Here is a 12,341-nt window from a genome sequence, read left to right on the forward strand (position 1 = left end):
ATAAAGTGATCTAGGTTGTATCCTCAATGCAAGCTGATTCATTGGCTAATGGGGTAGGAAAAGCCACTCTATGAATAGTGTTTTCCTCCAGCTTCATAATCGTATGCTGTTTATCAATCCTGTTGCGTTGTGGCATGCAGAATCCTATAGTATTTCATTTTGGTACCGCCACCGCTCACGTTTGCAATCGCCGGTTACATATTCACGTCCCCCATACAAAGTCATAGTGTACAAAATGGCCATACACGGTTATGATGTACTTTCTCCTACTTCTTCTGCTGTCGTCCTTACCCCACCTAGATATAATACCTCAGCGTGTGGTGTCACTCTGCGAAAGGGATGTGTGGCTACATGCCGCGGGCTTTGTAAATGAGGTCTTTGGCGTTGTTGATTTCCTGAAACTTCTTCTGGGCAGCCTTCTTCACATCGTTGCCCAGCGTGGAAACACGGTCGGGATGATGCTTCAAGGCCATCTGCCGGTAAGCCTTTTTCACTTCATCGTTAGTGGCTGAGGGGGCAATTCCCAGTACTCTGTAGGCTGCTTCGAGGTTTGTAGAGCTGTCTTTGAGGTTGAGCATGGAGTCAACATCGGCAGCTGAAAGTCCCAGATATTGGGCTATCTCTTTTAGAACGTTGACCTCTTCACTGACAATCATGCCATCGGCTTGGGCGATAATCACTAGGAAGTTGAACAGCTGCAACCGTTCAGAATAGCCCATATTGAAACTAATTTGGATGCATGCTTGCCGGATGGTGTTGCTGAACTGCTGCCACCCCATTTGCTTTTGTTGCTCGAAAAGCCTGAGAAGAATCTCCTCTCCCTGCTTCACTGCCACCTCACCAAAGTTCTGTCTGAGAAAATTACGCACCGTTTGCATCTCCGAATGCATCACCTTGCCGTCGGCTCGGATGACATACGAGGCCAATGCGAGGATGGAAAAGAGGAACGTGTTGCGCTGTCCTTCGGCGTATTGTCGTTGCTGTTGATTGTATTGTGCATACCTGTTGCCCTGACGTTGTCGATATTCGTCACCCGATTCGCCTTCACTGAAGGTGTCTAAGCCGCTATCGAAGAGCCATCCAATTGCAAATCCAGCGAGTGCGCCTAGTGGGCCTCCCTGCATGAAACCTAGTATTCCACCTATCCATTTACCTGCTGCCATTGTTCTCTGGTTTGTTTTGATTCATGCTTGCATGGCGTGCTGCCATTGTATTTCTTTTTATTTTTCAGGCTTTTCGTGCGTTTCAGAACTTCCCTTTGAGTTGATATTTCCCGTTTGTGATGCTCTCAAGCTTCAAACTTTGGTAGTCGATGTTGTAGATGGTGGGGCCTGACTCCCATAAAAATCCAATTCTTCCATCTTTCTGAAGCGTCATGGTAGAATAGGCTCCCAGGCCTGTTGCTACCATCATGCCTCGCTGCCAGCCGTCAGCCAACTGCTGGGATGTGAGATGTTTCTTGCCCAAATCTTTGTAAAAAAAGCCGATGCGCGTTCGCTGTGGACCAAAAGGAACCGACTGAATGGCTACGAACGTTTTCTTGCCATCGGCTTTGCGAATGGCTGGGACGACCAAGATTTCACCATTACACTCGTTCTCAATGCCCGAGAAGGCAGTCGCTTTGGTGCGTTGTCCCCACGAGCCTTCGGCCTTTTTAAGGTTGCTGAAGGTGAAGACGTTGAACAGTCGGCCGTTGTGACGTGAACTGAGTATGAGGCTGCCGTCGGGCAGTTCCTCGCATTTCACCTCGTCACCGTCGCGACAGGGAGATGTGTTGATGTCGCCCAACACGTGCCACTGCCGGCCAAAATCGTCGCTGTAGAGCACGAAGTTGCCTGACAAGGTGCACAGACCGACGTACAGACGATAGTATTTGCCTACCTTGACGTGGCGGCTTTGGTGTATTTTGCCCGATGTGAAGAACAGCGACTGGATGGGGCCGGCCTCACGTTGGTCGAACAGGCGGTATATCTGTTCGGTGATTTCGTGTCCCTTGTCCCAGGTCTTTCCGTTGTCATGACTGCGGAAGATGGCAATACGGTTAGGGTTGTTGCGTGTTGCTTGGAAATATACGGTTTTGCCAGCCACGCAAACAGCCAGCACCTCGCTGCTCTTTTTGTCGGCCACCAAGGCGCAGTCGCCAAAGGCATAATCCCACTTGACATCAGCCTCGTTGCCATGGCCGTCGGCCAACATCTTCTCTGCCGACCAGGTCTTGCCATTGTCGCGACTCGTGCGATAGACCACGTCCACGGCTCCAAAGCCAATGTCAGAGCCGCAATAACGGTAGTCGGCCGCAGCGATTAAGTCGCCGTTGCTGCATGTGGCGATGGCGGGGATGCGATAGGGGATGGCATCTTTTTCCGGCGTAGTGAAAAGTCGCTGCCGACTGTCTGTCTCATTGATGGCACGGATGCTGCTGCAGAGCATGAGCACGGCGATGCTGATGACCGTGCGAAGGTGCGCGCCTACTAACTGATGGATGTAGTTGTGATGTGTGTGCATAGTAAAATACTTGTTGTTCATTGTGTTCCAAATATTGTTTGATGTTGGCAAATATACGGAAAATTTTTGAAATCAGCAGTGATTTCATCGCTAAACTCCTGCAAAATAAAAAATCGGAAAGATTCGAAATTTTCTTTACAATAACCTCTTCAAAATTCGTTTGTAGGTGAGCAATGCACGCCCTAGCGTCAAATATGCCCAAAATGAACGACTTTTGCAAGTTGCTGATTACAAGGTTGATACGCTATCTCCTCATCGTTTTCTCATCGTCCTCTCCTGTATTGCTGCTCAATAACAATGCTTTTGAATGCCAATAGGTATGCCTTTGGCTTCCAATATGTAAGTCTTTGCTCACCAATGGCATGGTTATAACAGCGCAAGTGATGCCTTTTATCGCATTTAGGTCGTGTTTTTAGATTAAAAAATCGACTTTGACGCTTCCAAAGATGTATGTTAGGTGAGTCCGTGCCTATCAATTTTTTCTATTTCGTCAGTTTTCATGTACCGTTTTACATGTATGTTTTTCTTACAAAATAGGTGGGAATGATGATGTACAAATGTGGCTGAAGATTTCATGAAACGTTTTGTTTCTCAATTACGTGCCGTCGTCATTATGATAACGTGCTGGCTTGTTTCTCTGGCAAACGTATCTCACCGTTGCCCGAAGGGACGGCCAAGTTCTCTGCAATGCCATTCAGCGAGGAGAAAGTCAAAAGTGCATTCGTGATGACTTGGCTGCGTGTGGGCTGTTTTTGAGCGATAATCAAAGAATGGAAAATTGACGTCTGGTGGCTTGGATCTGTAATCGAGTAGGAGGTGAACGCCAATGATTAGTGTTTACCTCCTACACGATTTATAATTTAATAGCAATTTCCTTCCTTTTTAATTTCAGTTTTATGAGCGTAAAAAGGTTCTGTTTTGTTAAATATTTTCGTACTCAGGAATATGGTCTAAATATAAATATTTTTTACTTTCATAATCCATTTTGCAGCAATAAGAATCAATGCCGTTGCTGACAATGAGATAGTCGACATGCAGCAGTAAATTATAGGTGGATATTTGGTCGAACACCTTTTGTGTAATGGGGATGGATGGAGCCTTATATTCTATGATCATCCTGGGACGCAGGTGCGAATCGTACAGAACACTGTCGGCTCGCAGTGTCTTGCCGGCCATGTTGAGTTGTATTTCATTAGCTAACAAGGTGGCTGGATAGTGTTTGTGCTCTATTAAATAATGTATGAAATGTTGTCTCACCCATTCTTCTGGTGTAAGTGCGACATATCTCTTGCGGAGAATGTCGAAAATGGTGGGTTTGTCTTTCGTGCCGCCTAATTTTATTTGGTAATGGGGTAGGTTTAATGGATACATTTTAGTAATTTTGCATTCAGATACAAAGTTAATAAAAAAACAAGAAAAGAAAAAGACCTGGTGGAGAATACGCAGAATATGACCAGAGTGTCAATTTGTATGGCTTTTTGTCATGCTCATCTCGTACCAAGTTTTTTGTAATAATGGCTAAAACAGGACCTACATACGATTCTATCATGCGTGACCTTCAGGCACGTCATTTTTCACCTATTTATATATTGATGGGTGAGGAGTCGTATTTTATCGATAAAATTTCAGATTATATCGCCGAAAACGTCCTGCAACCCGAAGAGCGTGACTTCAATCAAAACATAGTTTTTGGTTCTGACATCAACGCAGCACAGATTGTAGATCTGGCAAAGGGATATCCAATGATGGCCGAATATCGGGTCGTCATCGTGAAAGAAGCGCAAAACTTGCGTGGAACTGACGTGATTGAAAAATATCTGAAAAACCCTGTTAAATCAACAATCTTAGTGCTTTGCCACAAAAATGGCACCATCGACAGACGAAAAAAACTGATTGGAAGATCTGAAGCTTTAGGTGTAGTTTTTGAAAGTAAAAAGATGAGAGAGTCAGAACTGCCTTCTTTCATCGCTTCGTATCTGAAACAGAAAAATGTGACTATCGATTATAAGTCGACAGCAATGATTGCCGATCATATTGGATCCGATTTGAATCGGATGATTTCTGTTCTGGACAAATTGCTGATTTCACTTCCGGAAGACAATCGAGTGGTTGTGCCTGAAGTCATTGAAAAGCAAATTGGCGTGAGCAAAGATTTCAATGCTTTCGAACTGAGAAGTGCCTTGGTCAATCGAGATGTTTTTAAAGCCAATCAGATAATCAAATATTTTGACAATAATCCAAAAGCAGGGTCTATCTATGCTTTTCTTCCTTTGCTCTTCAGTTATTTTCAAAATCTGATGATTGCTTATTATGCTCCCTCCAAAAATGAGAATGCTGTTGCACAATTTTTGGATCTAAGAGGAGGGTGGGCTGCGCGTGATTATATCACAGGAATGAAAAATTATTCAGGTAAGAAAACCATGCAGATCATTGCTAAGTTTAGAGAAATTGATGCTAAAAGCAAAGGAATCAACAATCCCTACACATCGACAGGGGATCTCATGAAGGAGCTTATTTTTTATATCCTGCATTGAAAAAAATACCCGTTTAGGTCCTAAATAGCACCAAACGGGATCCCTCCTAAATAAACTTCAAAAACCTTCTATAACTTCAAATGGGCCTCTAATAATTTCAAATAGGTCCCTAATAGCTTCAAATAGGCCCCTAATAACTTCAAATTGGCCGCTAATAGGGTAGCTATTTCCATCTAAAGAGGGTTTTTCGCATGCTTAAAAGGCTCTTTTTTGCCAAAGATAGACCTCATTTTAGCTTATTTTTGTCTAGAATAAAACTTTCATATTTCATGTTTTTTGCCGTTAAACCCTGATGAAATCAAGGTTCTTCGCATTTTAGTGTGTTCATAATTCGCATATTTAAGCGCACCCTGTACCTTGTTTCAGAATATTGAAATTATGGCGATTTTTCATCTTTCAATCATCAATAAATTTATAGTTAACTAATTTTATGATTTAAAACCATAAAAGATTGCGTTCTTTTTAATTTATAATTACGAATTTAAAATCGAGTATTTTCCTTAAATCCACAAACATATACATAAATCACAATGTGAAATAATAATATTAAAATGCAAATATTTAGATTTCATGTTTAATAATTATAAATATACAATAACAAGAACTTTCCTTAAGTTATTGATAATCAATCGTTATAATGTTTTTCTTCTTCTATTTTCTACATATAACCATTGATTCCTACTTAATTTCATGGAATAGAGCCTGTATACAGTAGAATGATAAACGATAATGCATTTATTCCCAGCTTTTTATAATTTTTTGCTACATTTATACAAAGCCTTGATTTATGGATGTAATTCATATATCTATATGAAAAGTTGTTGTATTACATTCCTTTAATGTCGGTTTTATAAATATAAATAACTAAATTCAAACTATTGAATACTAAATATGATATTGATTTGTTTGTTTTGTGATTTTTATTGTTTATCTTTGTAAAGTCAATGAGAATTGCCTTTTTTGGCCTATTTTATGTTGAATGACGGATAAAATGAAAGATCGAATAAAACAATTGATGAATGCTCAGCACATGAATCAGCAAACTTTTGCTGAGGCATTGGATATTTCACCTGCTTCTTTGAGTAGCATTTTTAATGATCGTACAAAACCGACATTGAATCATATCGATGCTATCAAGAAAAAATTTCCAACTATTAATTTAGATTGGTTATTGTATGGCAATGGTCCTATGTTTATGGATGAATATACAGGTGATATCGATAATCATACAGTTTCGGCTTCTTCAGCTGAATCTGTTTTAAACTTCGATGACTCTCCTTCTACTCCATCAGAGAGTAATGTAGTTCAACCGCAGTTAAGTTTTGTAGAACAACGTAATCAACTTCAACCAGTCGCTAATAACAATACGAAATATATTGACAATAATCCGCGTAAGATTGCTGAAATAAGAGTTTTCTATGATGACCAAACGTGGGAGACTTTTGTGCCTAAAAAATAAGCTTTTTGTGTAGCACTGACTGAACCATTTCAGTCAATTGGTTTATTGTTATTCCATACTCATAATAAGCTTTTCTATTTTGCTCAATCTTTTAAAAGGTTGAACGATTACTGTTATAGGCGTTTTTATTTATTTCTTTCATTTGTGAGTGTGTTCTATTTGTGCTAACTTTGCACTTAATATAATAATGTGTTTCACGATTATTCAATTTAAATAGGTGTCTATTCAAAGCTGAGCTTATTCTACGTTTAGACAAACGAGGTTTATATGTAATATCATTACCCTCGCATGTCACGGTTTAAGATTTGTCCAAGACTTCCTATTTCAATACTATTATAACGAAATTGTTCAATGAGAAAGATTTGTGAAGATTTCCTTGTACAAGCAACAGAGCAATTAAGTGGTCGTCATTGGCTCATGCGATTGCGTTCTTCATCGGCTTTACCCGAGATGAATCCGGGCCAATTCGTACAGGTTCATATTGACGATTCGCCAACAACCTATTTGCGTCGGCCCATTTCTGTTAACATGGTGGATTACGAACGCAATGAGATATTATTGCTTGTGGCCGCAATCGGTGAAGGAACCCGTCATCTGGTACGAAAGAAACCTGGTGAGAAGGTCAATTGTCTGTTGCCGCTGGGCAATAGTTTTACCATGCCACGTTCAACCAATGAGCGTGTCTTGCTCGTTGGAGGCGGTGTTGGAATCGCTCCAATGCTTTTCTTGGGAAAGCGATTGGTGGAGCTGGGAGTGCGTCCTACGTTCTTATTAGGAGCGCGAACCGCTGATGAATTGCTTGAAAAGGACATGTTTAATGAGCTTGGTGACCTATATCTCACCACGGAAGATGGTTCAGAAGGCGAGAAAGGTTATGTAACCAATCATTCCATTCTCAAGGAAAAACAATTCGACCGTATTGCCACCTGTGGGCCCAAACCCATGATGATGTCCGTGGCACGCTATGCCAAGCAGAACGACATAGAATGCGAAGTCTCGTTAGAGAATGATATGGCGTGCGGTTTGGGAGCCTGTCTTTGTTGCGTGGAAGATACTACAGACGGGCATATCTGTGTCTGTACTGAAGGTCCAGTGTTAAATATTAAGAAGTTATTATGGCAGCTCTAAATGTAAAAATAAATGACATTGAGTTTAAGAATCCAATCTTAACCGCTTCGGGTACTTTCGGATATGGTCTCGAATTTGCCGATTTAGTGCCATTGAATCAGCTTGGTGGTATTATTGTCAAGGGTACAACACTCCATCCTCGTCAAGGAAATAAGTATCCACGAATGGCTGAAACGCCGCATGGCATGCTCAACTGTGTGGGACTTCAGAATAAGGGTGTTGACTATTTCTGCTCAGAAATCTATCCAAAGATTAAGGATATAGACACCCACATGATTGTCAATGTCAGCGGAAACACGCCCGATGATTATGCCGAGTGTGCCGCCCGTATCGATGCTCTGGACAAGATTCCGGCCATCGAACTTAATATCTCCTGTCCTAATGTTAAAGAGGGCGGCATGGCTTTTGGCGTAACTTGTGCCGGAGCGGCAGCGGTTGTCAAGGCTGTTCGACGGGCTTATCACAAGACACTCATCGTCAAGTTGTCGCCCAACGTCACCGATGTGGCTGAAATAGCACGAGCCTGTGAGGCCGAAGGAGCCGACAGCGTTTCGCTTATCAACACGCTCATGGGCATGGCCATTGACATAGAGCGGCGCAAACCCGTGTTGAGCATTGCCACAGGTGGCCTGAGCGGGCCGGCTGTAAAGCCAGTAGCGTTGCGCATGGTATGGCAAGTGGCCAAGGCTGTCAATATTCCTGTCATTGGACTTGGAGGGATTTCTACGGCGAAAGATGCCATCGAATTCTTCATGGCAGGTGCCACGGCTATCCAGATTGGCACGGCCAACTTTGTCGATCCCATGGCTACCATCCACGTTCGTGATGGTGTGAACCGCTGGCTTGATGACCATGGCTGTGCTTCGGTGACAGAAATCATTGGCGCATTGAACGTTTAAGCCGACTAAAACCTGTGCTTCCCGTTTATCTGTTGAATCTGCATAGGTTCTAAAAAACATTTCCTATGAAAATACAATGTATATTAATCAGCATAGTCTTTGTTTCTTTTTTATGCTCATGCGAGAGTGTACAAAGTTTGGAAGGGCTTGTGGTGGATGTCCATAATGTTCCTTTAGATAGTGTTTTAATTTCAGACAATCTGATGAATTTTCGTATGCGTACAGATTCGTTAGGAAGATTTAGGTATATGATAATGCTACCTACAACAAGCCGAGGTATAGACACAAAATTTAGTTTTTCCAAAAAAGGATTTATAGATCATAGTCAGACAATTAAAGTCAATCGTTCTACGAAAGTTATTGTTGTTATGAATAGAGACACGACTGAATAAGCCAATGGTGCAACAACCCTGTGTTGGCATGATTGAGGAGCCCTATGCCGTTGATAATGTTTAAGCTGACATAAGACCAAGGGCATCAACTGGGTTCAGCTCCACCTTTCCCTTTCCCGGCATTATTTCAAATTATAATCAACTATTGTCCGCATGTATCATTTTTTTTTGTAAGTTTGCAATATCGAAATTTATAAAACCAAGGATATGAATAAAGCTAAAATTTTATTGTTGACCTTTGCTACAGCATTGCTCGTAGCATGTGGAACAACGCGCACCGTGCCTATTACGGGACGCAAACAGAATTTGATGGTCTCGGATGAGCAGGTGCTTAGTTTGAGCAAACAGGAATATGACAAGTACATGGCTTCGGCTACCAAGTCGTCCAATGCAGCCAACACGGCCATGGTGAGGCGCGTGGGACAGCGGTTGGCCCGTGCCGTTGAAACCTATTTCAGCAGCCATGGACTGAGCGAAGAGCTGCAGCACTATAGCTGGGAGTTCAACCTTGTCGCCGACAAGCAGGCCAACGCATTCTGTATGCCCGGTGGTAAAATCGTGGTGTACGAAGGCCTTCTGCCCTATACACAGGACGAACCGTCCCTGGCAGTGGTTGTAGGTCACGAGATAGCGCATGCCGTTGCCCGTCACAGTGCCGAGCAGATGAGCAAGCAGATCAGGGATCATCTGGGCGTGCAGGTGCTTGGCGGCGCCCTCGGGGCACTGGGTGTGGGAAATACCACCACACAGATTGCACAGGTGGTGGCCCAACAAGGATTGCAATTCCGCAACCTGAAATATTCACGCGACCATGAGTTGGAGGCCGACAACATGGGACTTATCTTTGCCGCCATGGCCGGTTACGATCCTCGGGTGGCCGTCCCATTCTGGCAGCGCATGGCCAGTGGCAAGGGAAACCAGAGCGACATGTTCAGCACTCACCCTGCTGATGCTAAGCGCATTGCCGCTTTGCAGCGTCTTATGCCTACTGCTTTACAATATTATAATGGTGGCTCTGGTGCCGCAGCAGCCCCCGCTCCAAAGACGAGCAGGAAGTTGACCAACAAGAAACAGTCATCCCGACAAAAGACGGTTTCTGCCTCCGGCCTTTACAAAAACACGGGGAAGTAACCGCATCGACCATCTTTCACAGGGCCTGGTAGGATAGTTAGCTCCTACCAGGCCTTGTCCTGTATGAGCTGATGGGGCATCCGTCCGTCATCGGTTCCCCACTATCTGATCGCCCCTTCTGACGTCTATTTTGTGAATATGTATAATGTTGATTTTCAGTAGTTTATACCTTTCGTGGAAAAAGCATTGACTTTGCCCTCCAAAGTCATTGATATTGGGCATCAATGTCATTGAGTTTGGCGGGCAAAGTCAATGCCCTTCCGTCCGCACAATATAGGATGAACGCTTCTTCCCTGGTGGGTCAATCATCTTTTTTATTTTCCACCTACAAAAAGAGCGATTTTTCTTGCCCCAACAGGCGTATAATTCAAGAATTTTCTATAAATTTGTTGCGGATTGAAATGCAATTCGCCACCGTTTGCTTGCAGTGCGCCACATTTCCGGATGGCTCCACCTGCGGCGGTGGTTGTTTACCAAAACCTTATACAGATGATTGAATACATTTCACAACATTTATGGCTCGTTTGGACCATCGTAGCCATGCTCTGCCTGATCATCGAGCTTGGGTCGGGCGATTTCTTTGTCACCTGCTTCGCTATCGGCGCGCTGGGTGCCATGGTCAGCTCGCTCTTTGACGTGCCTCTCTGGCTCCAAATCATCATTTTCGCCGTGTGCTCGGTGCTGAGCCTCGTGTTCGTGCGCCCGCCACTGGTGCATGCCCTGCATGCCTCTGGCGACAACCGGGTCAGCAATGCCGAGGCCCTCATCGGGCGAACCGGCACGGTGGAAGAGCCCATCACGGGCGAGCACAGCGGCTATGTCAAGATCGATGGCGACGTGTGGAAGGCTGTCAGCACCGATTTGGAAACCATCCAGCGGGGCGAGCGGGTGCGCGTGGTCAAGATGGACAGCATCATCCTCACCGTGGAGCGGTGCCTGTAACGCATGAATTATTCACTAAAAAACTTCATATCATGATTGCAACCTATGTGTTAGTGGCGATTGTTATACTGGCTTTGATTTTCGTCAAGCAAGCCATCATCATCATCCCACAGTCAGAAACCAAAATTGTAGAGCGCCTGGGCAAGTACTATGCTACCCTCAGTCCTGGCATCAACGTCATTATCCCGTTTATCGACCGTGCCAAGAACATCGTGGCGCTCAACCGTGGCCGCTACATCTACAGCACCAGCATCGATCTACGCGAGCAGGTGTACGACTTTGACAAGCAGAATGTTATCACCAAGGACAACATTCAGATGCAGATCAATGCCTTGTTGTATTTCCAAATTGTGGACCCGTTCAAGGCCGTTTACGAAATCAACAACCTGCCCAACGCCATCGAGAAGCTCACGCAGACCACCCTGCGTAACATCATCGGCGAGCTGGAACTGGACCAGACGCTCACCTCGCGCGACACCATCAACACCAAGTTGCGCGCCGTTCTCGACGACGCCACCAACAAGTGGGGCATCAAGGTGAACCGTGTGGAGCTTCAAGACATCACGCCCCCCGAGAGCGTGTTGCAGGCCATGGAGAAGCAGATGCAGGCCGAGCGCAACAAGCGTGCCACCATCTTGACCAGCGAGGGTGAGAAGCAGGCGGCCATCTTGCAGTCGGAAGGCGAGAAGACCAGCACCATCAACCGCGCCGAGGCCACCAAGCAGCAGGCCATTCTCTTTGCCGAGGGTGAGGCCACTGCCCGCATTCGCAAGGCCGAAGCCGAGGCCATCGCCATCCAGAAGATAACTGAAGCCGTGGGACAAAGCACCAATCCGGCCAATTACCTCCTGGCTCAGAAGTACATCGCCATGATGCAGGACCTGGCTTCGGGCGACAAGTCAAAGACCGTCTACCTGCCTTACGAGGCCACCAACCTGCTTGGCAGCATCGGAGGCATCAAGGATTTGTTCAAGACCGAATAGCAAAACGCTTTCGTAGACAGAAGAAGTTGCCTTTTCTTTGCCTTAAGAACAGTAAGCACATTCATGTTTAGCGTGTCTTTCTGACAATGGGCGAGAAAAGGCAACAAATCCTCTTCGTATTTTAAGAGGGTGTCAAGTCAGTTGTTAAATTGATGGGCGAGGGGGTGGAAGCACCTCAAGAACGCATTTTTCCCACAAAGATAATGACGCACTTTATTCTTTCTATCATCAGTCATCAAAAGCCGTTTTTTGTGTAAGTCTGTATTTTTGGATATCACCTTCGCACAACCGAACGTTCAGCCATGTAGAAACACAGTCACTAAATCGTGAAAAAAAGAAGTACATTGCTCATTATGCCTCGCCAATTG

The 12,341-nt window shown here is 44.4% G+C and carries 12 protein-coding genes; 8 read left to right on the plus strand and 4 right to left on the minus strand.

Annotation, left to right across the window (positions count from 1 at the left end; genetic code table 11):
• Positions 1-347: 347 nt before the first annotated feature.
• The 4 genes from HMPREF0650_RS03195 to HMPREF0650_RS03205 form a co-directional block, all read right to left on the minus strand.
• Complete coding sequence (locus HMPREF0650_RS03195) at positions 348-1,163, minus strand: TerB family tellurite resistance protein (RefSeq protein ID WP_004348331.1); 816 nt, start codon at positions 1,161-1,163, stop codon at positions 348-350.
• A gap of 82 nt (positions 1,164-1,245) precedes the next feature.
• Complete coding sequence (locus HMPREF0650_RS03200) at positions 1,246-2,505, minus strand: sialidase family protein (RefSeq protein WP_155813565.1); 1,260 nt, start codon at positions 2,503-2,505, stop codon at positions 1,246-1,248.
• Between the two features lie 611 nt (positions 2,506-3,116).
• Complete coding sequence (locus HMPREF0650_RS13015) at positions 3,117-3,272, minus strand: hypothetical protein (RefSeq protein WP_004348334.1); 156 nt, start codon at positions 3,270-3,272, stop codon at positions 3,117-3,119.
• A 154-nt stretch (positions 3,273-3,426) separates the two neighbouring features.
• Complete coding sequence (locus HMPREF0650_RS03205; protein WP_004348335.1) at positions 3,427-3,876, minus strand: type I restriction enzyme HsdR N-terminal domain-containing protein; 450 nt, start codon at positions 3,874-3,876, stop codon at positions 3,427-3,429.
• Positions 3,877-4,019: 143 nt separating this feature from the next.
• Here HMPREF0650_RS03205 and holA point away from each other — a divergent pair, with 143 nt between their 5' ends.
• The 8 genes from holA (at position 4,020) to HMPREF0650_RS03245 (ending at position 11,973) form a co-directional block, all read left to right on the plus strand.
• Positions 4,020-5,039 carry a DNA polymerase III subunit delta gene (gene holA / locus HMPREF0650_RS03210; RefSeq protein ID WP_004348336.1) on the plus strand — a complete coding sequence of 340 codons (1,020 nt, stop codon included), beginning with the start codon at positions 4,020-4,022 and terminating at the stop codon, positions 5,037-5,039.
• Between the two features lie 991 nt (positions 5,040-6,030).
• Complete coding sequence (locus HMPREF0650_RS03215) at positions 6,031-6,498, plus strand: helix-turn-helix domain-containing protein (protein ID WP_040562362.1); 468 nt, start codon at positions 6,031-6,033, stop codon at positions 6,496-6,498.
• 351 nt (positions 6,499-6,849) lie between these two features.
• Positions 6,850-7,626: a dihydroorotate dehydrogenase electron transfer subunit gene (locus HMPREF0650_RS03220; RefSeq protein WP_004348339.1), complete on the plus strand. Its 777-nt coding sequence runs from the start codon at positions 6,850-6,852 to the stop codon at positions 7,624-7,626.
• Positions 7,614-8,525 carry a dihydroorotate dehydrogenase gene (locus HMPREF0650_RS03225; protein WP_004348340.1) on the plus strand — a complete coding sequence of 304 codons (912 nt, stop codon included), beginning with the start codon at positions 7,614-7,616 and terminating at the stop codon, positions 8,523-8,525. Before HMPREF0650_RS03220 ends, HMPREF0650_RS03225 begins: the two co-directional genes overlap by 13 nt.
• Positions 8,526-8,590: 65 nt before the next feature.
• A complete protein-coding gene (locus HMPREF0650_RS03230) occupies positions 8,591-8,917 on the plus strand; it encodes a hypothetical protein (protein WP_040562315.1) in 327 nt (108 codons plus the stop codon).
• 207 nt (positions 8,918-9,124) lie between these two features.
• Positions 9,125-10,048 (plus strand): M48 family metallopeptidase, encoded by a 924-nt coding sequence (locus HMPREF0650_RS03235; protein ID WP_004348341.1) that lies wholly within the window; start codon positions 9,125-9,127, stop codon positions 10,046-10,048.
• Positions 10,049-10,537: 489 nt separating this feature from the next.
• A complete protein-coding gene (locus HMPREF0650_RS03240) occupies positions 10,538-10,990 on the plus strand; it encodes an NfeD family protein (protein ID WP_040562363.1) in 453 nt (150 codons plus the stop codon).
• Between the two features lie 32 nt (positions 10,991-11,022).
• Positions 11,023-11,973: an SPFH domain-containing protein gene (locus HMPREF0650_RS03245; protein ID WP_004348343.1), complete on the plus strand. Its 951-nt coding sequence runs from the start codon at positions 11,023-11,025 to the stop codon at positions 11,971-11,973.
• Positions 11,974-12,341 lie beyond the last annotated feature (368 nt).

Source organism: Hoylesella buccalis ATCC 35310 (assembly GCF_000177075.1).
Classification (GTDB): Bacteria; Bacteroidota; Bacteroidia; order Bacteroidales; family Bacteroidaceae; genus Prevotella; species Prevotella buccalis.

What these genes read in the sequence shown, in the direction of transcription:
- HMPREF0650_RS03225 (WP_004348340.1), top strand. Translation starts at nt 7,614, where the DNA reads ATGGCAGCTCTAAATGTAAAAATAAATGACATTGAGTTTAAGAATCCA.
- HMPREF0650_RS03215 (WP_040562362.1), top strand. Translation starts at nt 6,031, where the DNA reads ATGAAAGATCGAATAAAACAATTGATGAATGCTCAGCACATGAATCAG.
- HMPREF0650_RS03240 (WP_040562363.1), top strand. Translation starts at nt 10,538, where the DNA reads ATGATTGAATACATTTCACAACATTTATGGCTCGTTTGGACCATCGTA.
- HMPREF0650_RS03220 (WP_004348339.1), top strand. Translation starts at nt 6,850, where the DNA reads ATGAGAAAGATTTGTGAAGATTTCCTTGTACAAGCAACAGAGCAATTA.
- HMPREF0650_RS03235 (WP_004348341.1), top strand. Translation starts at nt 9,125, where the DNA reads ATGAATAAAGCTAAAATTTTATTGTTGACCTTTGCTACAGCATTGCTC.
- HMPREF0650_RS03195 (WP_004348331.1), bottom strand. Translation starts at nt 1,163, where the DNA reads ATGGCAGCAGGTAAATGGATAGGTGGAATACTAGGTTTCATGCAGGGA.
- HMPREF0650_RS03230 (WP_040562315.1), top strand. Translation starts at nt 8,591, where the DNA reads ATGAAAATACAATGTATATTAATCAGCATAGTCTTTGTTTCTTTTTTA.
- HMPREF0650_RS03205 (WP_004348335.1), bottom strand. Translation starts at nt 3,876, where the DNA reads ATGTATCCATTAAACCTACCCCATTACCAAATAAAATTAGGCGGCACG.
- HMPREF0650_RS03245 (WP_004348343.1), top strand. Translation starts at nt 11,023, where the DNA reads ATGATTGCAACCTATGTGTTAGTGGCGATTGTTATACTGGCTTTGATT.
- holA (WP_004348336.1), top strand. Translation starts at nt 4,020, where the DNA reads ATGGCTAAAACAGGACCTACATACGATTCTATCATGCGTGACCTTCAG.
- HMPREF0650_RS03200 (WP_155813565.1), bottom strand. Translation starts at nt 2,505, where the DNA reads ATGCACACACATCACAACTACATCCATCAGTTAGTAGGCGCGCACCTT.